Source organism: Legionella sp. PATHC032, from assembly GCF_026191185.1.
Lineage (GTDB): Bacteria > Pseudomonadota > Gammaproteobacteria > Legionellales > Legionellaceae > Legionella.
Genome location: NZ_JAPHOV010000001.1, coordinates 2,915,664 through 2,940,384 on the forward strand (window position 1 = coordinate 2,915,664; position 24,721 = coordinate 2,940,384).

Genomic DNA, 24,721 nt, shown 5'->3' on the forward strand with positions numbered 1-24,721 from the left:
TCACAAGTAATTTGTCACCAAATGTTGACGACAGTTGTGATGAATCATTGCTAAATTAATCAATTCATCAAGTAAATCAGGATAAGCTACACCAGTTGCCTGCCACAATTTGGGGTACATACTTATGGAGGTAAATCCAGGTAATGTATTTATTTCATTAAAGTAAATTTCTTCTGTCTTATCATTTACAAAAAAATCTACCCTAGCCATGCCTTTGCATTTAAGATAAGTAAAAATATTCGCAGCAGCCTGTTTTAGTTGCTCTTCCAGACTATTATTTAATTGAGCTGGAATAATCAAATCCGTTTGACTACTTTCCAAATATTTCGCAGTATATGAATAATAACCGTCAGGGTGGTTTACTTTTATCTCACCCACCATACTTACTCTTGGTTTCCCGCAGGGAATACTGTTCTCCAACACTGCCAGTTCAATTTCTCTTCCGGCAATAAACTCTTCAACCAGAATTTCTTCATCATAGCGTAATGCATCAGCAACTGCTGCATTTAGCTCATCCATATTATTTGCTTTGTGAATTCCCACACTGGAACCTAATGAACATGGTTTAACGAACAGAGGCCAACCAAACTCCGAGGCAACTTCATGACAAAATTGTTGCCTTTCAGACGCATTGGCATGCCATGATAATAATTTATATCGTGCTGATTTGAGCCCATTAATACATGCGAGTCGCCTTGCCATATCTTTGTCCATTCCGATAGCAGAGGACAATACATCACATCCTACATAGGCAACACCGGCTAACTCAAGTAAACCTTGTAAACATCCGTCCTCATACAAAGGACCATGAACTACTGGAAAAACAATTTCAGCATCAACTGCCAGACGCCCATTAATTAACAAGCTTTCCAATGAGGTTGATTTTTCAGTAACAACAGGTAATTTATCAGAACAGGCGAGCAAATCATTATAATCATGTCGATGAAATCGACCATTTTTATCCATTGCAATGGGTATAATATGATATTTCTCGGAATCCAGGTGTTTTAAAACCGATGCGGCTGAAACCAATGACACTTCATGCTCGCCTGATTTTCCACCATAAAGTAAAACCAAATTAACGGGTTTGGACATTAGCGTCTCCAATGATATGTACTTCGCGCATCAACTCGATAGATGTTTGCTCTCGAACTTTAGTTTGCACCAAATGAATCAAGGCTTCAATATTAGCTGCCGTGGCAGTGCCTTGATGATTGATAATAAAATTGGCATGTTTCTCAGAAACAACTGCCCCACCAATGTTTACCCCCTTGAGGCCACAAGACTCAATGAGCCGCGCTGCAAAATCTCCAGGAGGATTTCTAAATACCGACCCGCAATTATACTCATTAGTTGGTTGGGTATTGGCTCTATGGGCCAATAAATCCTTAATTAATTGCAAGGATGTCTCTTTATTGCCTGGTGATAACTGAAGCTTAGCAGAGATAAACCATTCATCACCTAAGCCAGCAACATGTCGATAAGCTACTTCGAATTCTTCCGGTTTACGGGTTCTAATTTCACCTCGACGATTTATCGTTTGTACTTCAATAACCGATTGCCAGGTTTCACCTCCATGACAACCAGCATTCATTCGCAAAGCACCACCCATAGTACCAGGGATACCCGCCCAAAACTCTCCTCCTGACAGATTATTGCGCGCAGAAAAACGAGCCATACTTGCACAGGATACTCCTGCCTCAACCCGAATACAGTTATCACTCAACAAAGTCATTTCTTTTAAACAACCCTGAGTGAGAATTACGGTACCAGAAAAACCGCCATCACGAATTAGGGAATTAGAGCCTAAACCTAGCCATAATAATGGCTCATCAGAGGGCAGTCGACTTAAAAACAAGGCCAAATCAGCTGTATTTGCTGGTTTATAGAGCCTTGCTGCAGGGCCACCAACTCGCCAGGTAGTATACTCGGCCAAAGGCTCATTGAAAAGCAAAGTGCCCTGGCACTCTGTTACAAGACTGCTGTCCATTCCCGTTATGCTCATATTCATTCTCACGTGTTTTTCATCAGGTTCACTGCCATTTGGCCGATACTTCCAGCTCCCTGCATCAAAATAACGTCACCATCTTTAATAAATTCATCTAATGTGGCTTTCAACGATTGCTCGCTCACTATAGTCACTCGTTTATCCCTGGAACGTATTTCATTGGCCAGATTTTCACTAGTAACGCCTGGAATAGCTGTTTCTCCCGCCGCATAGATATCCATCAATAACAACTCATCAGATAAACTTAAAACATCGACAAATTGTCTATGCAAGGACTGTGTTCTGGTATAGCGATGGGGTTGAAACACATGAACCAACCGCCTCTCGGGCCAAACACGTCTAAAAGCATCAATTGTGGATAAAATTTCCTGAGGATGATGTCCATAATCATCCACAATAATCGCAGCACCTTTTTCGAACTGTTTTTCACCAAGCATTTGAAAACGTCGGCCCACCCCTTGAAACTTTTGTAACCCACGAACAATGGAATCGTCATCAACCCCTAACTCGGTGGCAATTGCTATAGAAGCTAATGCATTTAACACATTGTGACGGCCTGGATATTGGAATTGTATAGTCAGTTGTTTATGTGGAGCAGGTCGAACTACTACAAACTCACTCAGCATACCCTTTTGAGTCCAATTAATTGCCCGATAATGAGCTTCTTCTTTAAAACCATAAGTTAAGGTTGGTCTTTGAATAGCCGGCAGGATGCGACAGATTTCTTCATCTTCCAAACAAACCACTGCCAATCCATAAAAAGGCAAATGATGTAAAAACTCCAAAAATGTTGTTCTCAGTTTTTCAAAATCACCTTCATAAGTATCCATGTGATCAGCATCAATATTAGTCACTACAGCCATCATAGGCTTCAAAAACAAAAAGGAAGCATCACTCTCATCAGCCTCTACAACAAAATAAGCTGACTTTCCAAGCTGAGCATTGGCATCACAACTATTCAGTTTTCCACCAATGACAAAACTGGGATCCAAACCACCTTCAGCTAGCAAACTACTGACCAAACTTGTTGTTGTCGTTTTCCCATGAGTGCCGGCAATTGCTATACCATGCCTAAATCGCATTAGCTCAGCAAGCATAGCTGCCCTTGGAATCACTGGAATCATTAACTCGCGAGCAGCCAAAATCTCAGGATTATTAAAATCAACAGCCGAAGATCTTACTACAACATCAGCGCCTTTGATGTTTTCCAGTCTGTGACCAATATAGACTTGAATGCCTAATGACCTTAAACGTTGTACCGTGCCACTTTCACCGAGATCAGAACCAGTAATACGGTAGCCCTGATTATGCAATACTTCGGCAATACCACACATGCCAGCACCACCAATGCCAACAAAATGAATTTGCTCTACACGCCCCATTCTCGGAGATAAAAATTGCTCTGAGTTATTCAATATTCCCCCTTAAGCCGTTAGCGGTCTCAACCCAAGAGACTGCCAACGATTTTCATGATCTATGCGCAATAACAGTGCAATAACGATACAATTAATTACCATACTGGCTCCACCATAACTGAGTAAAGGCAGAGTTAATCCTTTGGTTGGTAACAGTCCGGCATTAACACCCATATTAATAGAAGCCTGTAAAGCTAACCAAATAGTCAAACCATAAGCTGTATAGGATGCAAAATGCCTTTCTTGAGTATAGGCGGTATATCCTATGTTTAATCCTCTAACAACCAGTATACTATACAATGTGATTACAACTAAAATTCCAAATAACCCTAGCTCTTCAGCAATCACGGCAAATAAAAAATCAGTATGTGCCTCAGGTAAGTAGAGTAATTTCTGTATGCTTTCACCTAATCCGGTACCAAACCAGCCACCTCGTCCAAAGGCAATCAAGGACTGAGTCAATTGATAGCCACTGTTGTATTGATCTGCCCATGGATCCAAAAAAGCTGTTAAGCGAGCAACCCTATAAGGGGAAGATACTGCCAATAGAGCAAGTGCTGTCACTACAACCAGCATTAAACCAAAATAGTATCTTAATTTGACTCCAGCTAAAAACAGCATAGCCATTACTGTGCCAGAAATGACAACTGTCGCTCCAAAATCTGGCTCGAGCAATAATAAAACTGAAACAACAGCCAGTATTGCCATGGGTTTAATGAACCCAAAAATGCTTTCACAAACCGCCTCTTGCTGACGAACCAAATACCCGGAAAGATAGAATATCATTGCGAGCTTCGTTAACTCTGATACTTGCACACCAATCGGGCCTATTGCTAACCAACGCCGACTGCCATTCACTGATTTGCCAATACCCGGGATTAAAACAATGAGCAATAAGAACACGCAAGCAATCATCATGGGCATGCTTATTTTTTCCCAGAAACTGCTGTCTGTCCGCACCACAATTAAGGCCAGCAAGAGTCCCACAAATAAATAACAAGCTTGGCGAATAAGAAAATGAAAAGGCTGATGAAAATACTTTGTAGAAATCATAACCGAACTTGATGCCACCATCATTAAACCAATGATCAGCAAACCAAAAACAGCCCCTATCAGCCACTTATCATAAAGCGATATCGGTCTACTGACGGGTTTGCCTCTTTGATTTAAATGTCTCGGTCGCATCGTGTTCACAATCCGCGCACTGAAGATGTAAACACATCGCCCCTATGATTAAAATCACGGAACATATCCAAACTGGCACAAGCTGGAGATAACAAGACGACATCCCCAGGTTTTGCACATGTTTTGGCAATAGTCACAGCGCCCTCCAGAGAAGAAGCGCGCACGACAGGAACTACTTTGGCTAAAGCCGACTCAATCTTGTCAGCATCTTCACCGATCAAAACAATGGAACGAACAAATTCTGAAACTGGCTGGGCTAACTCTTGAAAATCCGCGCCTTTTCCCTGTCCACCCGCAATAAGAACAATTTTCCCTTGCATAGAACCTCCTATTCCATTAATAGCTGAGATTGTAGCACCAATATTTGTTCCTTTCGAATCATTAATCCAGCCTACTCCATCCACTTCTCTTACCCACTGGCATCGATGTGGCAGTCCAGGAAAGGTTTTTAAAACATTAAGAATGTGCTGCATAGAGATTCCTGCTGCTTCGGCTAAAGCACAAGCAGCAAGAGCATTCATCCAATTATGCACCCCTTTTATTAAAATCGATTCCACAGGCAAAAGTCGCTCCATTCCTTTCGCCAAATAAGTAGTATTCTCTTGTTCAACCAGCCCCCAATTTCCCATTAAAGGCGCATCCTTGCCAAAAGAGATGCATTTTATATCAGCTTGACAGGATTGTTGAGGAATAGTGCAGACGTCTTCGCGATTAAATAAAGCAGTCTTAGCGCCATGATATATCCTTTGTTTTGCTTGCGTATAGGCTTCCATAGTATGATGCCTGTCCAAATGATCAGGGGTTACATTAAGAATCGTTGCAACCACGGGTGACAAAGAATAAGTTAAATCCAATTGAAAACTGGACAACTCCAATACCCACAAGTCATATTGATGTTCATCATCCAACATATCTAAAACAGGAGTGCCGATATTTCCAGCCACAGCTACGCGAAACCCTGCTGCCTTTGCCATTTCCCCCACCAAAGTCGTTACGGTGGATTTGCCATTAGTTCCTGTTATTGCAATGACAGGGGCACTAATCTCTCTAGCCAGACATTCTATATCTCCATAAATTGATGCGCCGGCTTGACGAGCTCTCTCTAAAACAGGCGTGTCAAGTGCCAGGCCAGGGCTAGTGATGACATCCGTCACCTGATTGATTATTTCATCTGGAGTCTGTTGTAAGTAAATTGACACATCAGGAAATTCATTTTGAAACTCGGCTAATCCTGGTGCCTCTTTACGTGTATCAAAAACAACAAAAGATTTATTATTTCTCTTCAGGTACCTTGCTATAGAGAGTCCCGTCTTACCCAACCCTGCTACCAAATATAAGGAATGATTCATGAATGCACCTTGCCTATCGAAGTTTTAAAGTAGCCAATCCGCATAACACAAATACAACCGTAATAATCCAAAACCTTACTATCACTTTGGGCTCTGACCACCCCTTTAATTCAAAATGGTGATGTAATGGGGCCATCCTGAATAATCTTTTTCCGCCTGAGTATTTAAAATAACTCACTTGTAATATGACAGAAAGCGTCTCAATTACAAATAGTCCACCCATGATGAGCAGAACAAGTTCTTGTCTAACTACAACCGCAACTATCCCTAAAGCTGCTCCCAATGCTAAAGAACCCACATCACCCATGAAGACTTGAGCCGGATAACTGTTATACCAAAGAAAACCCAGGCCGGCACCAACAATAGAAGAACAAAAAATTGTTAGCTCACCAGTATTGGGCACATAAGGGATTCCTAAATAATTAGAGTATACGGCGTTACTTGATGCATAGGCAAACACACCCAAGGCACCAGCCACCATTACTATTGGCATAATAGCCAAGCCATCCAGTCCATCAGTTAAATTCACCGCATTACTGCTTCCAACGATAACGAAATAGGCAAGCACTGGAAAAAAAACGCCCAGATCCCAAGTGACCGTTTTAAAAAAAGGAACCGTGAGCTGAGTATGTACTGGCAAACTGGCATTCCAATACAAATAAGAGACGGCGACTAAAGCAATAACCGACTGCCAAAAATATTTCCAACGGCCAGGTAAGCCTTTGCTATTTTTTAATACCAACTTGCGATAATCATCAACCCAACCAACCAAACCGTTCGCCAAAGTAACCAAGAGCACCAGCCACAGGCTTGTTTGTCTTAAATCGCACCAAAGCAGGCAACTTACAGTGATAGCCAATAAAATCAAAACGCCCCCCATAGTGGGAGTTCCTGCCTTTGATAAATGGGTTTGGGGACCATCAGTCCTAACCATTTGACCAATTTGAAGCCCTCTTAACCAGCGGATCATTAATGGGCCACATAATAAACCCACTATAAGAGCGGTTAACGAAGCTAAGATAGACCTGAATGTCAAATATTGAAAAACTCTAAACGCATGATATTGTCCCTGCAATAACTGCGTTAACCAATAGAGCATAATTATTCCTCTTGTTCTTAAAATTATGCTCAATGACGCTTATTGAGCATAATTCCTTTAATGGGGCAAAAAAGTGGCCAAGCATACCACATTCCTGTCGATTCAATGAAGAGGTTAGCCCTCTATCTGAACCAACTGATGCACAACATTTTCCATAGCACTCGATCGAGACCCTTTTACCAATACTGTGGTATCAGGTGTTAAATCATTTTTTACCACTTCAATCAACTCTTCTTGACTGCAAAAATGCTGACCTCCCTCACCAAACGCTTGGGATGCCAATTCACTATGTGAACCACAACTCATCAACTTATCTATTCCTAGCTGGCGAGCCGCTATGCCAACTTCCCTGTGATGTTGTGTCGTCCATTCACCCAATTCTCCCATATCACCGAATACAAAGATTTTTCTTCCTGGACGTCCAGATAAAACCTCCAGGGCTGTTAAGACTGAGCGTAAGTTAGCATTATAGGTATCATCAATGACTGTTGATTGATTTTGCCCTGTCAACATCGTCATCCGACCTTTTACACCACCAAAATGCGCCAGTCCCCTTTGAATGTCATTGCCTGATATTCCTACAGCATAACAACAAGCTGCGGCAGCCAAAGCATTGCGAACATTATGCAAACCAGGTACTTGTAACTCGACCTCAATTCTGCCATTAGGTAAAACCAGGGTAAAATGAGCGCGTCCGTGGGTATCCAAGCGTATATCCTGAGCGTAAATATCCGCAGGATGAAGTGAGGAAAAACGTAATATTTTTTTATCAGCAAGCAAATCATCCCAAAAGTGGGAGTATGCGTCATCATCATTGACTACAGCAACGCCAGTTGGAGATAAGCCTTGATGGATTTCACCTTTGGAGCGAGCGACTCCGTCTATTGATCCGAAACCTTCGACATGTGCCGGGGCAATATTATTAATTAAAGACACATCGGGCTGTACTATCCCTACAGTATGCGCTATTTCTCTTGGATGATTGGCTCCCAACTCAAAAACAGCATAGCGGTGCTGCTTATTTAAAGCCATCACGCTTAACGGAACCCCTATGTGATTGTTTAAATTACCTTTCGTAGCATGTGATGGCTGAGGCAAAATACTCGCTATCATCTCTTTGACAGTGGTTTTTCCATTTGATCCTGTCAAAGCAATAATAGGGCAACTCATCTTTTGTCGATGTGCCGCGGCAATTTTGGCTAAAGCCATTAAAGGGCTGGCAACCACAAATTGGGGAATATGAACGCCTTCAATCGAGCGATTAACCACCACAGCTAAGGCGCCTTTGGCCTCGGCTTCTTTAATATAATCATGACCATCGAAACGCTCCCCCACTATCGCAAAAAATAAATTTCCTGGCTTTAAAGTGCGGGTATCTATACTAACACCAGTAATATCGGTATTAATCTGACAAGACTGAGAAAGAAGTGAAGCAATTGTAATTAGGTTCATAGTATTTTGTGATGTCTAAAAGACTAGTGTACTAACACTCACACTCACAGTTCAAGATGGTTTGAGGGAAGATAAATAAGAATATAACTAAAAAGTCAAGAATTTTAAATTTATTATAATCCCGCTTGTAAATAATCTGACACACAATCAACGGAGTAAACGCTGGGCTTCGCAAGGTGCGAAGCCCTATCCTGGAAATATGACCACTTGATAACTCAATAATTCTAGCCTATGACTTTGACATTAGTTTGTTACACAATCATCCATCAAATGCTCAATTTTCAAGTATCGATGATACCGTGCAATACGCTCTTCCGTTAGAGGCTTGCGCTGGTCATCCAGCAAATAAGCATCCAGCCCCTCACTTAATTGTTTTGCAGTATCTAACATAATAGAAAACCGTTCTGCATCGACCTCAGGATTATTTGATATTTGCATGAACAGACATAACCCTCTTACACTGAAAGCGCCGATATTCTGTAAATCAAAAACACCGGTAGCTGTAGCCGCGGCTAAACTGCAAAGCACTGGACCTTGTCCATTCGTCAATTGATGTCTATGAAACAAGTGCCTCTCTCCAAATCTTAAACCAGCCGCTAAAACAGTTTGCAATAATTCATAACCTGCGAATTGTCGATTTTCTTTGGCCAACAGAAACACCATGACGGTAGAAGAAGAGCAGTCACTATTGGATTCTGTTCTTTCATTTGATTCGCACTCCTCTTCCTCAGGAATCAACTGGGGTTGTGCTGTTTTTGCAGAAGACTTTCTTATTGCTTGCCGCTTTTCAGAACCATCAAAATTTTCAAAATCCAAAGGAACCTCCCTATTGACCTTCCGCACAGCGATAATTTCATCATTATATGATTGAGAGCCATAGGAACTATTTTCTACTTGGCCAAGAGAAGGTTGATAATGTTCTTGATTTAAGCTCTGTCTTCTAGTCTTCATTAAACGGCCAATAGCCACTAGAACGCCAATTAACAACAGGACATTAAGAATTAAGCTCCAATTTGCCTGCATAAAAGTTTACTCCATAGTCAAAGCTTGTTTCACATCAACCGCAACCAAACGAGACACTCCCGGCTCACGCATGGTCACCCCAACTAAATGATCAGCCAATTCCATAGTTACCTTATTATGAGTAATAAACAGGAATTGTATGAATTGTGACATCTCTTTTACTAAATCGCAAAACCGACTTACATTTAAGTCATCTAAAGGTGCATCTACTTCATCTAACATACAAAATGGTGAAGGATTTAGCTGAAAAATTGCAAACACCAAAGCCACAGCGGTCATTGCCTTTTCACCACCAGATAACAGATGAATAGAACTATTACGTTTTCCAGGTGGCTGCGCCATTACTACAATTCCTGATTCTAACAGATTATCACTAGTTAATTCGAGCTGTGCCCGACCACCACCAAATAATCTTGGAAAAAGCGCTTTAAAAGAAGTATTCACTTCATCAAATGTATTTTCAAGACGCGATTTCGTTTCATTATCCATTTTTTCAATGGCAGTTTCCAAAGTAGATAAAGCTTGACTCAAATCATTATATTGCTCATCCAGGTAGACTTTGCGCTGCTGTTCAGTAGCAAATTCTTCGATGGCCGCCAGATTTATAGCGCCTAGCCTTTTAATTTTCTCCGAAATCGCTATCAATTCATCTTCTTTTATACTTTGCGTTACCCCAGATGGAATTCTCTCTAATAAAGACTGTGCCTGTAAATTAGCCTCATCAAGGGTTTCTTGAATTGAACTTGCACGAACAGATAAAGCTTGTTTTTCCATTTGGATTTGATTCATGAGTTCCTGAATCCGTTTTACTTCCTGATCGTAGTTTAAAATTAATTTCTCATGGTCTTCAAGTTGCAACTTAAGTTGAGATACTTTCTCTCGGCTCACAGTCAACATCGATTCGATTTCACCATGTTTTATCAATAATGCTGCCAATTGATTTTTAAACTCGGTTTCTGGCGTTACTGACTGTAAATAATGTTGATTTAACTCCTCTAAACGTATTTGTGCACGTTGCAAACGCTCTTTTTCTCTACTTATCCTATCGGTTATTTGCTGTATTTTGTTGACTTCTCTATCAGATTCCAATTCACTTTGATGCAATAAAGCACGGACACTCTCTACTTGTTTATTTTGGTCAACGAGAACACTGTTCCATGTGTCTTTTTCATTTATAAATTTCTTGAATTGCAACTCAGAAGCCTGATATTGGCCTTCCAATTCTCTGATTTTCTCAGCCATTTCCAATTGTTCAGCGTTTAGCTCTTCCAGCGAAGATTCCAACTCTATTATCTCGTTAGTGATAGCATCTTTCTGTTTTTCAGCGTGAAAAATAGCTTGTTCCTGACTATTTATGGCAATGATATGATTGCGTAGCGCCTCATTACTGGCATTTAAATTTAATTGATGCAGCTTTATAAAATTTAAATTTTCCTGTAGTCGGGCTTGATAACTATCTCTTGCCAAACGAATAGATTCAATTTTTTGTTGTAAAGATTCCACACTTAAATTCAGCTCAAGAATCCTTTGCTGTCTGGCAAGAACGCCTACCTCATCTTGTTCTTTTTGGCGAGGTAATTTAACCCACCCTTTACCTAGCCAAATACCATTGACGGTTACAATAGATTCATGAGCCAATAACTCAGGAAACCAAGCCTTTGCCTCTTCAAGATTGTCTGCAGCATAAATATGCTCAAGATGATTTACTGTTGCGGGAACTAAACCTTGAATTTTATCAGCTAACCTTGGGCGCTCCGGCTTCTCCCCATCAAGAGCTCTCATCGTCACCACGCTCTCTTTATGATCTTCACAAAACTGCCACCGAGGCCACAACTCAGCAAAATCATCTAATACATAAGCGATTAGATCATCTCCTAATACGATTTCACAAGACGCTTGCCATTGAGGTTGAACCTTTAAAATATCCATTAATCTTGGCTTATCTGACCATTCTGCAATTCCGTCCTTATCAGGCCGATTTTCCTTTTTTGCTGCGATTTGAGCAGCTTTTAATGCAGCGAGCTCACTGTTTAAATGATGAAATTCATCTTGCAATGCATGCAATTGTTGCTCGGTATTTTGTAGTTGATTATGCAAATCCGACTGAGTCTCATTCGCTTGCCTAAGCTGTTCTTCATCAAACTCCTGTGTTTCTTTCAAGTGGACATGTTTTTCTTGCAGTTCGTCTTTACCTTTTTGTAAATCGTCAATTGATATAGCTGATTGTTCCAAATTCAATTTTTCCAGCCTTATCAGGACTTGATGGCGTTTCTGCTCTAAATGTTGTCGTTTGGCTTGTGTAAGCTGGTATTCATTTTTAATGGCATTGGAATTAATTTGCACCTCTTGCCAAATTTTTTCCCATTGCGATTGTTCGTTTTGTTTTTCTTGCCATAGAGATTCCTGTTCTTTGAATTGCATTTTTAAATGTTGTAAATGCTCTTCTAACTGTTGAGCCCTAAGCTTACAATTGTACAATTCTTCATTATCCTGCTTAAGTTGCTCCTCAATGAGTTGAGAGTCAACCTGCATTTGCTGCCTGTCATTTTCCAAACGCCTTTTTTCTCTTTCTTGTTGCTGAATAACTTCTTCTAGACGTGCTATCTCAGTTCCTGAATGATAGAGAGAATCTTGAATTAATTGGGATTGATCAATGGCATCTTGTAATTGTTCATTTAAAGCTGCGCGCTCCTTGTAACAATTAGTTAATAAACTTTGCTGTTGCTCATTACGGATTGCTAACTCTTGTAATTCCCGCTGTTTCACTGTTTGTTTTTCTGAGTATTCCTGCCATTTAAGAGCCAGGATCTCCGCTCGGCAAATTTTTTCCTCTTCCTTTAAAATAGTATAGCGTTCTGCTGCTTTGGCCTGTCGCTCCAAACGTTGCAAATGTTTGCCCAATTCTTCTCTAATATCAGCAACGCGTGTCAGGTTATCTCTTGTTTGTTCAATACGTTGTAAAGTTTCTCGGCGACGCTCTTTGTATTTTGAAACCCCGGCCGCTTCTTCCAAATAAACTCTTAATTCCTCTGGTTTCGCTTCTATTAATCGAGATACAGTACCTTGGCCAATAATCGAGTAACTTCGCGCCCCGGCTCCTGTGCCTAAAAAAATGTCAGTAATGTCTTTTCGCCTGCATCGAGCCCCATTCAAATAATAAAAAGATTCACCATCCCGAGTGACTACTCGCTTTACAGCGATTTCACCATAACTGGCAAAAGGCCCAGTCAATCTTCCCAAACTATTATCAAATACCAATTCTACTGACGCCTGTCCTACTGGCTTACGATTCGAAGAGCCGTTAAAGATAATATCCGTCATAGACTCTCCACGTAGATTTTTGGCAGAGCTTTCGCCCATGACCCAGCGAACAGCATCAATAATATTTGATTTACCGCATCCATTTGGACCAACAACAGCGACCAAACGGCTGGGAAAATGAACCGTGGTGGGATCAACAAATGATTTAAAACCAGCCAATTTTAATTGCTTCAAATGCATTTTAACTGCGGATTATAAAATAATAATCGATTAGTATATCGTAGGAAGTGAATCCTGACTATTTCAGAACCCCCATATTGCTCTCTTCTGCCATTGTTAAGGACAACATGCTCAATTGACAAACAATTTTATCGCTTTATAATGCAAACTTCTGTTAACAAATGTAGGTAAACAATGAAACAGCAATTCTATAAATTGCCCCAAATTCTAATAAGCCTTTGTCTCCTATTGATTCTATCCACCCCAATCCAGGCAGAACCGCCAAATCTTAGTTTAATTAGAAAGGAAATTAAGCATTATTACGATTCTGGCTTGTATTATCGCGAATTGGAACGAACCATCAAGTTAGCTCAAGAATATATACACCAACAATATTTAATCAATAAAAATAATAAGCACCCACAAAAACTCGCCATAGTACTGGATATCGATGAAACCAGTCTGTCCAACTACGATAAGATGGTAAAACGGGACTTTACCAGTAACAAAGAGCAAATTCATAAAGAAATACTTGCCGCCAATTCCCCGGCAATTAAGCCTATGCTGACACTTTACAAAAATGCCTTAAAAAAGGGCATCAAAGTATTTTTTGTAACCGGAAGACAAGAATCTGAGCGCAGCGCAACCCGAGCTAATTTAATTAAAGCAGGATATACCAAATGGGCAGGACTTTATCTACGGCCTAATGGGTATTCCTCTCCCTCGATTATCCCATTTAAATCAAAAGCCAGAGAAATGATAGCAAAAAAGGGATATACCATCATTGCCAGTATTGGTGATCAATACAGTGATATCCATGGGGGATATACAAAAAAAGGATTTAAGCTCCCCAATCCATTTTACTACTTGCCTTAATCGAGATGTAACGTGTCATTAGATTTTTCTTGTTATTAAATTCATAAAAAATAAAGCCCTCGGGCACAAAACCCGAGGTTTCTTAACACGCCAATCATTAAGCCGCTTTTTCTTTCATACGAATTGCCATGACTTCCATTGCCAGGAATTTGACATAATCATAGGTCACGTAATAATCCCCTTGATCTCCAGCAAATTTAGACCAGGAGTTACGCAAAGTGAAAACACCTCTATTGACATGACCATCTTCATCCATCACTTCAAGATCATCATCATAGCCAGTGATCACTAATTCATGCCCGGCATAGATCATTCCATTCATTGCGTCCAATACAATTTCAGGTGTTAACATCCAGGTGTCATGGTAAGCACGGTTAGTGCCTACAGCTCCGGCATCCCCAACAAATACATCCAATAACATACCGACAGTCAAGCGATTACCTTTGGCAAGCTCTTCCTTGATCTGATAAACGATTTGATTCATATCTGCTTTGGCTGAAAAAGATTCTTCATCCTTCAACAAAGCCTCCCAGCTGATTAAATTGGATACCGGAACACTGTGAGCCAAGAACTCGGAATCGGACATAGGTTTCCCTTCATTGTTCTCGTCTTCTAAAGGATATTCTCTAACACCGGCACAACCATTCAATTTTTGATAATTCTGGCTGATGATACCGTATTCAGAAATCTGTTGAAGAACCCAGTAGCCAAAAGAACCATTCCACCCGCTGGCTTTGGCTTTGTCATGTATCGCCAGATAACTTCCTAACTCCAGGTTACACAATTGACTGATATAATCCCCAGCCCCAAGAGCAGCATTGATGGCTGCAGTAACTGCGAAAGTGACGCAACTGCCATGATATCCCTGATCCAATACGGGTGTTAATTGCATTCCCAATTTAACTTTTCTTGGTAATTCAGAAGAAAAGCCGGCTGTGTTTATTGCATTTTTAGGATATTCTGACAGCTGTTCGCGCAAATAAGATTTTGCTTCGGTCGATAATTCATACTTGGGCAGCTTAAATGTCAAGCTTTGAGCAACACCACTTGGATTTTTAGGTGTAATGTGGACATCAACCTCCCCTTTTAAAGTCAAAGGGCCAGCAAAAGCCAATGATGAAGACAAAGACAATACAGCTAAATTAATTAACTTACTCATAAAATATATCCCTATAATTAACCCTCTTGCATCATATCAAGAGGTGAATTAAATGCAAACAAATCATGCGAATAAAATGACAAGCCAATTTTTTACTCACAGAATAGAAATTATTTTATGATAAGATACCCGTTCGCTAGAGCGCTGAGATAATTTTGCTCAAACAAACTCCATCCCAAATACTGAAATGCCATCCTTTCATTGACCAATAAACAATAACAAATCTGATTCAATTTAAGAAAACAAGCAACTTGGCCTGAGTTCATATATAATAGGTCTGATTCTAAAAAAGAGGATATTAATATGCGTACTCTATTGTCATGTTTCCTGATAACCCTATTGTCTTTTGGTTTAATTATCAATGAGGCCTCCGCTAAACGCTTTGGCGGCGGGCGTAGCTTTGGGGTTCAACGTTCTCACAATAGTCTTTTTTCATCCAATAAAACATACAACCAATCTTCATTAGCACAAAAAGCTAATAAAAACAGATGGGGTGGGGTATTAGGAGGCCTCCTGGTTGGAGGATTATTGGCCAGTCTCTTTATGGGTAATGGTTTGGCAAATGGGTTAATCACCTGGCTAATCCTTGGTTCAGTCATATTCTTTATCATCAGCTTCTTACGCAGAAAAATGAATCCAGGATTTCAATCAGCTCAATCCGGAACATTCCGCCAAAACTCTTTTCAACAATTCACTCAAAATTACGGAAACCGAAATAGCGGTGGAGCTCATTTTGCTCAACAAGAAATTAATTTTGACGCGGAGGGTTTTCTTCGTGATGCCAAAGTAACTTTTATACGTCTACAAACGGCTTATGACCAAAAAAATCTGCAGGATTTGCAAACATTCACAGTTCCGGAAGTATTCGCAGAAATTAAAATGCAATTGGACGAACGTGGCGATGCCCCAAACCAAACAGAAGTCATTTCCCTGGATGCAAAATTGCTTGATGTGTCTAAACAATCCTTATCCACGATAGCCAGTGTACAATTCACTGGAACAATCAAAGAGAACGGTGAACTATCTAACCTGGATGAAATATGGCATTTCCGACAGTTTGATAACAGAAAGGAGTGGGTTGTAGGAGGTATTCAGCAAGAAGTATTTCAGCCATAAATACTTATAATTCCCTAGAGTAGCAACTGTCTTTGATGACAGTTGCACTAAAAATTAAAGAAAATAACTGAACTCAATCAACAATATATTGTACCTTGGTAATTTCATATTCAACCATACCTCCGGGTGTTTCTACCGTAACCGCATCATCAAGCTCCTTGCCAATTAAAGCTCGGGCAATAGGAGAACTGTATGAAATCTTGTTCAGTTTGATATTGGCTTCGTCCTCTCCAACTATTTTATAGGTTAGTTCCGAGCCAGTGGCTACATGGCAAATAGTAACGGTTGAACCAAAAATCACTTTACCGTTGTTCGGTAATTTACTGATATCAATTATTTGCGCATGAGACAACTTCGCTTCAAGTTCTTGAATACGCCCTTCATTAAAACTCTGTTGTTCTCGAGCAGCGTGATACTCCGCATTTTCTTTCAAATCACCATGAGCTCTTGCAGTCGCAATTGCTTCTACAATGCGCGGACGATCCACGAACTTTAAGCGATGCAATTCTGATTTTAGTGCTTCTGCACCTTCAACTGTCATAGGATGTTTGCTCATATTTACCCCTAATGTAAATCTTGTAAGCGAGTTACAGTTTCCCTATCTTCATACTTCATAGCCAAACAAGCGGCTTCGGCTCCTGATAAGGTCGTAGTGTAGCTGACCTTATGCTGTAATGCATTGCGCCTAATCGCAAAGGAATCTGCAATTGCTTGTTTGCCCTCCGTCGTATTTACAATAAAGTCTATTTCATTATTTTTTATAAAATCCAGCACGTGCGGCCTACCTTCTGCCACTTTAAATACTCTCCTGCAGTCTACGCCGGCAGCTTGTAAAGCCAAAGCAGTGCCCCGCGTGGCAATAATTTCAAAACCCAATTCTATTAATCTCTTGGCAATTTCTCCGACACGCGTTTTATCTGCGTCACGAACCGATACGAAAGCCCGTCGTCGTTTGGCAATATGACATCCGGCACCCAATTGAGCTTTAGCATAAGCTTGTCCAAAACGCTTGGCAATACCCATCACCTCCCCTGTTGATTTCATTTCCGGGCCAAGAATCGAATCCACGCCAGAAAACTTGATAAAGGGAAAAACAGGCAATTTAATAGAATAGAAAGAAGGCACATGATGATTATGATTTAATCCTTGATCTTTCAAGCTAATTCCTACTTTACAAAGAGCCGCTATTTTAGCTAATGGCAGTCCGGTAGCCTTTGAAACAAAAGGTACGGTTCTCGAAGCGCGCGGATTCACTTCCAAAACATAAATATCATCCGCTTGAATAGCAAACTGCGCATTAATCAAGCCCACCACACCTAATTTCAATGCCATTTTTCGAATCTGCTCTATCAAATCCTGTTGAACAACCACACCCAAACTAAAAGGGGGTAATGTGCATGCTGAATCACCCGAATGTATCCCCGCTTGCTCAATATGCTCCATGATGGCACCAATCAATACGTCTTTGCCGTCACAGACGGCATCAATATCTACCTCTATGGCATCATTCAAAAATTTATCAAGCAGAACGGGAGAATCATTAGAAACTTCAACGGCATGCGACAAGTAATACCTTAAATCCTCTTCTTGATAAACAATTTCCATAGCTCGTCCACCGAGAACATAAGACGGCCTGACGACTAGGGGATAACCAATTTTGTTAGCTAATTCAATAGCCTCTGCTTCGCTTCGAACAGTTCCATTATCAGGCTGGTGCAGTTTCAATTCTTTGACCATTTGCTGAAATCGTTCTCTGTCTTCAGCCATATCAATAGCATCGGATGAAGTACCAATTATTTTTACGCCATTAGCCTCTAAATCACGAGCCAACTTTAATGGTGTTTGTCCTCCATAATGCACAATGACACCCTCAGGTTGCTCAATTGCGACGATGGACAACACATCCTCTAAAGTAACAGGTTCAAAATATAATCGATCGGAGGTATCAAAATCGGTGGAAACCGTTTCAGGATTACAATTCACCATAATAGTTTGATAACCAGCGCTTCTTAAAGACAAAGCAGCATGCACACAACAATAATCAAATTCAATGCCTTGACCGATTCGATTAGGCCCACCTCCAAGAATCATAATTTTTTTCTTATTACTCTCAGCACGTGCTTCACAGCCGCCTTCATAACAAGAATACATGTAGGCTGTATCACTAGGGAATTCTCCAGCACAAGAATCAATCCTCTTGTAGACAGGCAAGACCTCTAATTCAACACGCTTTGCCCGTACTTGTGATTCTGTACAACCAAGCAACTTGGCCAAGTATGCGTCAGCAAACCCCCGGTGCTTCATCAAGTGTAAAGTGGTTTTATCCAGATCCTGAATCGTTTTTCCAATGATTGAGCGCTCTAAAAAAACCAACTCTTGAATTTGCGCCAGAAACCATGGATCGACTCGACTTTCCAGATGAATTTCCTCAAGTGATAAATTTTGCCTAAAGGCGTCAGCAATATACCAAAGTCTATCTGGAGTGGGTTCTCGTAAATGCCCTCGCAAACGAGCCATATCCTCTTTTTGAAACAGCGAATGCAATCCACATCGTCCTATCTCTAAACCTCTTATGGCTTTCTGTAATGATTCCTGAAAGTTAGAACCAATCGCCATGACTTCCCCGACTGATTTCATCTGCGTTGTGAGGGTGTCTGGAGTTTGTGGAAATTTATCAAAATTAAACCGCGGAACTTTAGTAACGACGTAATCAATGCTGGGCTCAAAGGACGCTGGTGTTTTACCTCCGGTAATTTCGTTTTTCAATTCATCCAAGGTATAACCCACAGCCAATTTTGCTGCGACCTTGGCAATAGGAAAACCGGTCGCTTTTGACGCCAAAGCAGAGCTTCGAGATACACGCGGGTTCATTTCCACAACCAGCATGCGTCCATCTTCAGGATTAATAGCAAACTGAACGTTAGACCCCCCTGTATCCACACCAACAGCTCTTAATACTTTAATCGCCGCATCTCGCATACGTTGATATTCTTTATCAGTTAATGTTTGTGCTGGAGCAACGGTAATGGAATCTCCAGTATGCACGCCCATAGGGTCAAAATTTTCTATAGTGCAAACAATAATGCAATTGTCATTTTTATCCCGGACAACTTCCATTTCATATTCTTTCCAACCCAGAACCGATTCATCGATCAAAAGCTCGCGAGTTGGCGATAACTCCAATCCTCTAATACAAATTTCTTCAAATTCTTCACGGTTATAGGCAATACCGCCTCCACTGCCACCCATGGTAAATGAAGGCCTGATGATAGCTGGAAAACCTAAACGAGCTTGCACTTGAATTGCCTCTTCCAGGCTATGTGCAATCGCCGACCTTGGCATATCCAATCCGATTTTAATCATCAGTTGGCGAAATTTTTCTCTATCTTCTGCCCTGTCTATGGCTTCACGCGTCGCGCCAATCATTTCAACCGAGTACTTGGCTAATACCCCCTCTCTTACCAAATCCAAGGCGCAATTTAAGGCTGTTTGTCCTCCCATCGTTGGCAAAAGGGCATCTGGCCTCTCTATTTCAATAATACGAGCCACTTCTTTCCATTGAACAGGCTCTATATAGGTCGCATCAGCAAGCTCTGGATCAGTCATTATGGTTGCTGGATTAGAGTTGACTAATATCACTCGATATCCTTCTTCTTTCAAAGCACGTACTGCTTGGGTACCTGAATAATCAAACTCACAAGCCTGCCCAATCACAATAGGGCCTGCCCCAAGAATTAGAATAGATTTTATATCGGTTCGTTTTGGCATAATGACAATAAAAAAAGAATAAAGTGATATATTTTACCGAGTTTTGCCTAAAGATTATACCCTTCGGTGACATGTTTTGAGTTATTAATTGCCAAAAAATATCCAACGGCACTAAATAACTTAAAATTACTTGTATAAAGTAGAAAGCAGCATTTGCAAACCGGCTTCTGTCAAAGATAAATATTTATAATAAGGGTCAGCTGTTGTCCGCTCAAGCCATTCATTTGCGATGCAAATATCGGTTAATTTCTGCGCTTCTTCCACTGAAACAGGTTTGCCCAGTTTCTGGGTAAGCATTGCTGCTGCATCCTCTTCAATACTCAGAAAAACCTGTTCTCTGGTTACCCCGCCCGCGATCATTTCATCATAAAACAAGGACAAAATATCCATTTCGTTCATAGCAATTCCTTATTATTTGGATACTAAGATCTATAGCATATATTTAATCATCGTTCGACATGATAAAATTAAATACTTTTTAACTAAAAAATTGGTCATAACCGAATCTCTCTATGCAAGAAATTGATGTCCTTATCATTGGCGCTGGTGCTGCAGGCCTGATGTGCGCTATTGAAGCAAGCAAGCGTAAAAGAAAAGTGTTCGTCCTGGATCATGCCAATAAAGCCGGGAAAAAGATACTCATGTCAGGTGGTGGTCGTTGTAATTTTACCAATTACTACGTTGAACCCAACAAATATTTTTCCCACAACCCCCATTTTTTCAAATCAGCCTTATCACGTTACACTCAATGGGATTTTATTGACCTGGTTAACAAACATAAAATTCCTTTTCATGAAAAAACATTAGGACAATTATTTTGCGATAATAAATCCAAAGACATCGTTGATATGTTGCTTAAAGAATGTGGGCAATATGGGGCGACAATTTATTTAAATACTGTAATAGAAAAAATACAAAAAACCAACGACTATTCTTTCAAGATTAGTACGACAAAAGGGAGGTTTCATTGTCATTCTGTGGTCATTGCAACTGGTGGACTATCTATTCCCACAATGGGCGCGAGCCCCTTTGCCTATAAAATTGCAGAACAGTTCGATATTAAGGTATGGCCAACCAGAGCTGGTCTGGTACCGTTTACATTGGATGTCTTCGAAAAGGATAGATTATCCGTCCTGTCGGGAATAGGTATTGATAGCCTGGTCAATAATGAAAGAAAGCAATTTCGTGAACATATCTTATTTACCCATCGGGGGCTGAGTGGCCCCGCTATCCTGCAACTCTCGTCCTACTGGCATCCCGGTGAAAGTATATGCATTAATTTGTTACCTGAACATAACCTGCTGGAAAGTTTGAAAACAGCCCGAGTAGAGGTGCCGCATAAACAATTAAACTCTGTATTATCGATGCACTTACCCAAACGAATTATTGAAGTATTTATTCCTCAAAAACTGAGTGAAAAAAAACTGGCTGACACTTCTAATAAAGATTTGCAAACAATTTCCCACTTGTTGCAGAATTGGGTAGTGAAACCCAATGGTACAGAAGGCTACCGTACCGCAGAGGTTACGGTTGGTGGAATAGACTGTCATGCTATTTCATCAAAAACCATGGAAGCCAACAATGTACCAGGCCTATATTTCATTGGCGAAGCCATGGATGTGACGGGGTGGTTAGGTGGGTATAATTTTCAGTGGGCATGGTCTTCCGGCTGGGCTGCCGGGCAAGTAGTGTAAGTAAGGACATTCAAAAACCCAATTCTAAACACCCATCCGCTTAGCGGAATCCCAAAGCCCAAATTTTCCCCAAGATTTCATGAAGAGCAATTGAAGTGTAGGCCAAGTTATAAGGATTGGGTATAATCATTTTTACCCAAGTATCAGTAGACCAAAAGAAGGTAAAATCAGTTGGAGCCGCTATAGGATGCAACCCTTGCTGCTCGCACAATGCCATGGAACGCGGCATATGAATAGCTGAGGTAACCAGATAGAAGGATTGATCATGCACTATCGCAGCTAATTCACGTGCCTGATCTGCTGTATTGATAGAAACCTTTTCAATAACAACTTTTTCAGGATCGATTGAGAACCATTTGGTTAATTCTGCCAATAATAAAGCCTCTGATTGTTCACCAGCAGATCCCCCGCCCGATAAAAGCAATTTTGCATCGGGCAAAGTTCTGAATAATCGAACACCTTCAATCAATCGCTTGATACTCGCGGAGGTCAACAGATCATTTGCAGGCATTCCTTCTGCTGTATTTTGTCCACCACCGAGAACAACCACCCATTTAACATTCGGATTAATCGCCTTCACTATAGAGTATCGAGACTCTAATTGATAAGTTAAATAACTGGGTAACCAACCCGTACTCATTGCAAGCAAGATAATCAACACAAGAAACAACATAACCTTAGTAACAGCAGGAGCAAGCCGGCGCCATAGTAAAAAAATGCAAATACCCAACGCTAACACACATAAAAAGAAAGGATGTATCAAGTATTCAAGCAAGTGTCTAATGAATGCCATTATCTCACTCTTCTCATCAAATAAATCCCGATTAAAGAAAAGATAAGAGTAGGACTAAAGGCAGCCAATTCAGGTGGCCACTGGAATACTATGCTCACTGGGCCAAAAAATCGATTCAGAATATGAAACCCGAATCCAACCATAGCGCCTACCAGTAATTTTGAACCCATAGTTGACGAACGTAACGGGCCAAAAATAAAGGGGATAGATAATATCATCATAACCATAGTGTTCAAAGGCTGGGTAATACGTTGAAAAAAGGCAAACTTATAATTTGATACATTTTGATGGTTACGTTGTTGCTCACGTAAATAGCGCTTTAATTCACGTAGAGTCATTTCATCCGGATTGGCACCAGTAATTTTAAGAATTTCCGGTTTCACAGGAACATCCCACGGCAAAGCATCGAAATGATAGGCTTTGGTATGATCCTCCCCAAACTCGGTTTGTTTCACGTCATAAGCTATCCATGAATTGTTGACATATTTTACTTCACTTATCTGACGGGCCAATTTTAAATGATGTTGGTTATCAAAACGGAACTGGTTAACATAGCGTAGAGTATTCTCGCGCGTGACGGAGGCGATAGAAACAAAATCATTACCATTACGCACCCAAACCCCTCTTGGAGTCAGCAAAGCCTGCCCTCCTGTTAAAGCTGAAACCTTATATTCATTCGCATAATGCGCCATTACTGGTACAACGGTTTCACCTAAAGAGGTGATCAATAGAATGACTATCAGAGACGCTTTTAATACCGCCCCTGTTATTTGGCCGATAGATATCCCCGCGGCGCGCATGACAACCAGTTCACTATGGTTAGCCAATACTCCCAAACCAATCAAACACCCCAGCAAGCTGGCAATAGGAAAAAACAAATAAACTTGATAGGGCATCTGCAAAAGCACAAAAACACTGGCTTGTACTATTCCATAGTCTGCTCGACCCAAATCGTCTATCTGGTTAACAAACAAAATAAAAATCTGCAAACCGACCAGCATCAAAGTCACTAAGCCAATTGCAGATAAAACTGTTTTGGCAATATAACGATCAAGTATTTTTCTACTCATGCAAGCTTCACCTGATTTCGCCAAATTAGGATGATGCCAAGAATAGCAACGATCAAGTGTACCCACCACATCCCTATCCACCAGGGAATTTTCCCGGTAGCAATCGCATCACGAGAAACAAACATAAAATTAGCGTAAAAAATATAAATGATAATCGCGGGCAAAAGTTTCGAATATTTTCCAGAGCGAGGGCTGACACGGCTGAGCGGAACAGCAACCAAAGTCAAAGTCAGAACCATTAAGGGGATAGAAATACGCCACTGTAATTCAGCGGCCTTTTTCAAATCCTGATTGTTCAAAGGCCATAAATTTCTGGTTTTTGCAGTGCGAGCATCATCATTCATGACAACAGTAGGATTGGGCAATTTGGATTTATAGCTCGCAAATTCAGCAATCTGGTAATCGGCATGACCAGGAACACCTTGGTATTCCTTGCCATTTTGCAGCACGATGTATTCCTCGCCTGTTTGAGGATTAACCTCAGCAAATGCTTTATCTGCCCATAACACATCCCATAACAGCTTATTATCCTGAACGCTATGTTTTGCCATGAATATCTGTTCTGCCTGGGAATGATCACGATTCATGGATTGCACATAAAAGATTTGCTGACCACTATTAATCGCATGAAAGCGCCCTGGCATAATAGTTTGAATTAAAGTTTTGATTCCAGTAGAACGTATTAACTTGGTGCGTTCAACAGCAATCACAGGACTTGCCCAAATCATTACGACAGCAACGACTACTAACACAACAGTAGCCATGACAAAGCTATGTTTCAGTAATTGCTTAGGGCCATAACCACAAGCTCGCAGAACAGTCATTTCACTTTCGGCATATAACCGGCCATACGCCAATAAAAGGGCGACATAAAATCCCAGAGGCAATAACAAGCCCATTAAATTTGGCAATTCCAACATCAACAGCTTCATAATCACAAAACCAGGAATTGAACCAGATGCAGCGCGATTTAAATATTGTATGAATTGATTACTCATGAAAATAAGAACTAATATCGCGGTTAATGCGATTAAAGTGAGAAACACTTCTTTAGTCAAATAACGAAAAATAATCACTACTTCATACCCTATGGAGGATTTTATCGATTAATTCAATTCTTTCAGAATAACATATAAAAGAACCCATCATGATAATTCAAGACAACCTATTTAAAAATAGTATTGATTTAAAACAGACGATTAAAACAGAATTTTTCATTCAAATGCTTATCCAA

19 protein-coding genes are annotated in these 24,721 nt (G+C 40.6%); 3 read left to right on the forward strand and 16 right to left on the reverse strand.

The window, feature by feature from the left end; translation table 11 throughout:
• The 9 genes from OQJ02_RS13000 to smc all read right to left on the reverse strand — a co-directional run bounded on the left by OQJ02_RS13000 (position 1) and on the right by smc (position 13,032).
• Positions 1-1,095, reverse strand: coding sequence for a D-alanine--D-alanine ligase family protein (locus tag OQJ02_RS13000; RefSeq protein WP_265719425.1), 1,095 nt, complete (start codon positions 1,093-1,095; stop codon positions 1-3).
• The gene (murB, locus tag OQJ02_RS13005) at positions 1,079-2,005 is read right to left on the reverse strand and encodes a UDP-N-acetylmuramate dehydrogenase (protein ID WP_265719426.1); all 927 of its coding nucleotides are present in this window, start codon (positions 2,003-2,005) and stop codon (positions 1,079-1,081) included. Before murB ends, OQJ02_RS13000 begins: the two co-directional genes overlap by 17 nt.
• Positions 2,006-2,013: 8 nt before the next feature.
• Positions 2,014-3,423 carry a UDP-N-acetylmuramate--L-alanine ligase gene (gene murC / locus OQJ02_RS13010; RefSeq protein ID WP_265719427.1) on the reverse strand — a complete coding sequence of 470 codons (1,410 nt, stop codon included), beginning with the start codon at positions 3,421-3,423 and terminating at the stop codon, positions 2,014-2,016.
• A gap of 9 nt (positions 3,424-3,432) precedes the next feature.
• Positions 3,433-4,608, reverse strand: coding sequence for a putative lipid II flippase FtsW (gene ftsW, locus OQJ02_RS13015; protein WP_265719428.1), 1,176 nt, complete (start codon positions 4,606-4,608; stop codon positions 3,433-3,435).
• A 5-nt stretch (positions 4,609-4,613) separates the two neighbouring features.
• The gene (gene murD / locus OQJ02_RS13020; protein WP_265719429.1) at positions 4,614-5,957 is read right to left on the reverse strand and encodes a UDP-N-acetylmuramoyl-L-alanine--D-glutamate ligase; all 1,344 of its coding nucleotides are present in this window, start codon (positions 5,955-5,957) and stop codon (positions 4,614-4,616) included.
• Positions 5,958-5,970: 13 nt separating this feature from the next.
• Positions 5,971-7,056 carry a phospho-N-acetylmuramoyl-pentapeptide-transferase gene (gene mraY, locus OQJ02_RS13025; protein WP_265719430.1) on the reverse strand — a complete coding sequence of 362 codons (1,086 nt, stop codon included), beginning with the start codon at positions 7,054-7,056 and terminating at the stop codon, positions 5,971-5,973.
• A 114-nt stretch (positions 7,057-7,170) separates the two neighbouring features.
• Complete coding sequence (locus tag OQJ02_RS13030; protein ID WP_265719431.1) at positions 7,171-8,508, reverse strand: UDP-N-acetylmuramoyl-tripeptide--D-alanyl-D-alanine ligase; 1,338 nt, start codon at positions 8,506-8,508, stop codon at positions 7,171-7,173.
• 243 nt (positions 8,509-8,751) lie between these two features.
• Entirely contained in the window at positions 8,752-9,531 is a 780-nt protein-coding gene (locus tag OQJ02_RS13035; RefSeq protein WP_265719432.1) for a cell division protein ZipA C-terminal FtsZ-binding domain-containing protein, read from the reverse strand.
• A gap of 6 nt (positions 9,532-9,537) precedes the next feature.
• Positions 9,538-13,032 (reverse strand): chromosome segregation protein SMC, encoded by a 3,495-nt coding sequence (smc, locus tag OQJ02_RS13040; protein WP_265719433.1) that lies wholly within the window; start codon positions 13,030-13,032, stop codon positions 9,538-9,540.
• Between the two features lie 174 nt (positions 13,033-13,206).
• On the opposite strand from smc, the gene OQJ02_RS13045 reads away from it, so the two are divergent.
• Entirely contained in the window at positions 13,207-13,887 is a 681-nt protein-coding gene (locus OQJ02_RS13045; protein ID WP_265719434.1) for an HAD family acid phosphatase, read from the forward strand.
• A 97-nt stretch (positions 13,888-13,984) separates the two neighbouring features.
• On the opposite strand, the gene OQJ02_RS13050 is transcribed toward OQJ02_RS13045, so the two are convergent.
• Positions 13,985-15,046, reverse strand: a complete 1,062-nt coding sequence (locus OQJ02_RS13050; protein ID WP_265719435.1) for a C1 family peptidase — start codon at positions 15,044-15,046, stop codon at positions 13,985-13,987.
• 303 nt (positions 15,047-15,349) lie between these two features.
• On the opposite strand from OQJ02_RS13050, the gene OQJ02_RS13055 reads away from it, so the two are divergent.
• Positions 15,350-16,162 (forward strand): Tim44 domain-containing protein, encoded by an 813-nt coding sequence (locus OQJ02_RS13055; protein ID WP_265719436.1) that lies wholly within the window; start codon positions 15,350-15,352, stop codon positions 16,160-16,162.
• Between the two features lie 73 nt (positions 16,163-16,235).
• Here OQJ02_RS13055 and greA read toward each other — a convergent pair whose 3' ends face one another.
• From greA to OQJ02_RS13070, 3 genes are all read right to left on the reverse strand, one after another.
• On the reverse strand, positions 16,236-16,718 hold the full coding sequence (gene greA / locus OQJ02_RS13060) for a transcription elongation factor GreA (RefSeq protein ID WP_265719437.1): 483 nt from the start codon (positions 16,716-16,718) through the stop codon (positions 16,236-16,238).
• A gap of 8 nt (positions 16,719-16,726) precedes the next feature.
• On the reverse strand, positions 16,727-19,930 hold the full coding sequence (gene carB, locus OQJ02_RS13065) for a carbamoyl-phosphate synthase large subunit (protein ID WP_265719438.1): 3,204 nt from the start codon (positions 19,928-19,930) through the stop codon (positions 16,727-16,729).
• 126 nt (positions 19,931-20,056) lie between these two features.
• The gene (locus OQJ02_RS13070; RefSeq protein WP_265719439.1) at positions 20,057-20,329 is read right to left on the reverse strand and encodes a hypothetical protein; all 273 of its coding nucleotides are present in this window, start codon (positions 20,327-20,329) and stop codon (positions 20,057-20,059) included.
• Between the two features lie 113 nt (positions 20,330-20,442).
• Between OQJ02_RS13070 and OQJ02_RS13075 the strand changes: the two genes are divergently transcribed.
• On the forward strand, positions 20,443-21,624 hold the full coding sequence (locus tag OQJ02_RS13075; protein ID WP_265719440.1) for an NAD(P)/FAD-dependent oxidoreductase: 1,182 nt from the start codon (positions 20,443-20,445) through the stop codon (positions 21,622-21,624).
• 40 nt (positions 21,625-21,664) lie between these two features.
• Here the strand turns inward: OQJ02_RS13075 and OQJ02_RS13080 are convergent, their stop codons facing one another.
• Genes OQJ02_RS13080 through lptF form a run of 3 tightly spaced genes read right to left on the reverse strand, consistent with a single transcriptional unit; the run spans position 21,665 to position 24,563 of the window.
• Complete coding sequence (locus OQJ02_RS13080) at positions 21,665-22,417, reverse strand: YdcF family protein (protein ID WP_265719441.1); 753 nt, start codon at positions 22,415-22,417, stop codon at positions 21,665-21,667.
• Positions 22,417-23,487: an LPS export ABC transporter permease LptG gene (lptG, locus tag OQJ02_RS13085; protein ID WP_265719442.1), complete on the reverse strand. Its 1,071-nt coding sequence runs from the start codon at positions 23,485-23,487 to the stop codon at positions 22,417-22,419. Before lptG ends, OQJ02_RS13080 begins: the two co-directional genes overlap by 1 nt.
• On the reverse strand, positions 23,484-24,563 hold the full coding sequence (lptF, locus tag OQJ02_RS13090) for an LPS export ABC transporter permease LptF (protein WP_265719443.1): 1,080 nt from the start codon (positions 24,561-24,563) through the stop codon (positions 23,484-23,486). Before lptF ends, lptG begins: the two co-directional genes overlap by 4 nt.
• Positions 24,564-24,721 lie beyond the last annotated feature (158 nt).

What these genes read in the sequence shown, in the direction of transcription:
- OQJ02_RS13000 (WP_265719425.1), bottom strand. Translation starts at nt 1,095, where the DNA reads ATGTCCAAACCCGTTAATTTGGTTTTACTTTATGGTGGAAAATCAGGC.
- murB (WP_265719426.1), bottom strand. Translation starts at nt 2,005, where the DNA reads ATGAGCATAACGGGAATGGACAGCAGTCTTGTAACAGAGTGCCAGGGC.
- ftsW (WP_265719428.1), bottom strand. Translation starts at nt 4,608, where the DNA reads ATGCGACCGAGACATTTAAATCAAAGAGGCAAACCCGTCAGTAGACCG.
- murD (WP_265719429.1), bottom strand. Translation starts at nt 5,957, where the DNA reads ATGAATCATTCCTTATATTTGGTAGCAGGGTTGGGTAAGACGGGACTC.
- mraY (WP_265719430.1), bottom strand. Translation starts at nt 7,056, where the DNA reads ATGCTCTATTGGTTAACGCAGTTATTGCAGGGACAATATCATGCGTTT.
- OQJ02_RS13030 (WP_265719431.1), bottom strand. Translation starts at nt 8,508, where the DNA reads ATGAACCTAATTACAATTGCTTCACTTCTTTCTCAGTCTTGTCAGATT.
- OQJ02_RS13035 (WP_265719432.1), bottom strand. Translation starts at nt 9,531, where the DNA reads ATGCAGGCAAATTGGAGCTTAATTCTTAATGTCCTGTTGTTAATTGGC.
- smc (WP_265719433.1), bottom strand. Translation starts at nt 13,032, where the DNA reads ATGCATTTGAAGCAATTAAAATTGGCTGGTTTTAAATCATTTGTTGAT.
- OQJ02_RS13045 (WP_265719434.1), top strand. Translation starts at nt 13,207, where the DNA reads ATGAAACAGCAATTCTATAAATTGCCCCAAATTCTAATAAGCCTTTGT.
- OQJ02_RS13050 (WP_265719435.1), bottom strand. Translation starts at nt 15,046, where the DNA reads ATGAGTAAGTTAATTAATTTAGCTGTATTGTCTTTGTCTTCATCATTG.
- OQJ02_RS13055 (WP_265719436.1), top strand. Translation starts at nt 15,350, where the DNA reads ATGCGTACTCTATTGTCATGTTTCCTGATAACCCTATTGTCTTTTGGT.
- greA (WP_265719437.1), bottom strand. Translation starts at nt 16,718, where the DNA reads ATGAGCAAACATCCTATGACAGTTGAAGGTGCAGAAGCACTAAAATCA.
- carB (WP_265719438.1), bottom strand. Translation starts at nt 19,930, where the DNA reads ATGCCAAAACGAACCGATATAAAATCTATTCTAATTCTTGGGGCAGGC.
- OQJ02_RS13070 (WP_265719439.1), bottom strand. Translation starts at nt 20,329, where the DNA reads ATGAACGAAATGGATATTTTGTCCTTGTTTTATGATGAAATGATCGCG.
- OQJ02_RS13075 (WP_265719440.1), top strand. Translation starts at nt 20,443, where the DNA reads ATGCAAGAAATTGATGTCCTTATCATTGGCGCTGGTGCTGCAGGCCTG.
- OQJ02_RS13080 (WP_265719441.1), bottom strand. Translation starts at nt 22,417, where the DNA reads ATGGCATTCATTAGACACTTGCTTGAATACTTGATACATCCTTTCTTT.
- lptG (WP_265719442.1), bottom strand. Translation starts at nt 23,487, where the DNA reads ATGAGTAGAAAAATACTTGATCGTTATATTGCCAAAACAGTTTTATCT.